Genomic DNA, 383 nt, shown 5'->3' with positions numbered 1-383 from the left:
CGTGAGCGACCGTGCGCGGCGTGTCAACGACGATCTGGTCGTTCTCGCGCACGCCCAGCTTGTCTACGCTGGCGATCCAGTAGACCACCGCCGGCTTGTAGGTTTCGCTGACCGAGAGGAACTCCTCGCAAGTCATCTTGAACGGCTTCACGGTCTTGACTTCGTCAGTGGCAGCAGAGGCGATGAGCGGGGCGGAAAGGGTGACGATAGCGAGGGAAAGAATCAGGCGTTTCATGCTGGCTCCTGGAAGCTTCGTTGGGATGGATCGACGTGAAGCGCAATCAGGAGAATGATCTCGTTCACGCCTGGGCCTATCGTAGAAGGTCGCGCAGGTGGGGGATTTTCGGAGCATGTCAGGCGTTTTCAAATCGCATGGCTATGCC

The 383-nt window shown here is 58.5% G+C and carries 1 protein-coding gene; it reads right to left on the bottom strand.

From position 1 onward, the window contains the following. The coding region (locus AC1DBN_RS21580; protein WP_477724212.1) for an HdeA/HdeB family chaperone at nucleotides 1-235 on the bottom strand (235 nt) is incomplete at its 3' end. Between the last annotated feature and the right edge of the window lie 148 nt (nucleotides 236-383).

It is taken from the genome of Pseudarthrobacter sp. 10T415 (genome assembly GCF_056394175.1).
Note: the sequence above shows the minus strand (reverse complement) of the source record. Positions and strands in the feature narration are given on the sequence as shown.